This window comes from Rhizobium sp. SVR5-9E (assembly GCF_056755095.1).
In genome coordinates this window covers 1-230 of sequence record NZ_JBNDHS010000841.1, presented here as the reverse complement: position 1 = coordinate 230, position 230 = coordinate 1, and the positions used below count along the sequence as shown (strand labels likewise).

The window sequence follows — 230 nt, the reverse complement described above, 5'->3', positions numbered from 1 at the left end:
GTGGTGAAGTGATCACATCGGCACCAATCTTCGCACAGTCGATAATATGCATTCCGTGGCGGATGGAAGCCGCTAGGATTTCAGTTTCATACATATAGTTGTCAAAAATCAATCTGATCTCCTGGATTAAGTTTAATCCGTCAGTTGAAATATCATCAATTCTTCCCAGGAAAGGAGAAACATATGTTGCTCCGGCCTTAGCCGCCAAAAGAGCTTGTCCCGGAGAGAAA

Annotated in this window: 1 protein-coding gene; it reads right to left on the bottom strand. The window is 43.9% G+C overall.

Translation table 11 applies throughout. The features are described from left to right. Positions 1-230: transaldolase family protein (locus tag ACPYOJ_RS37215; protein ID WP_481420661.1), on the bottom strand; the 230-nt coding region annotated here is incomplete at both ends.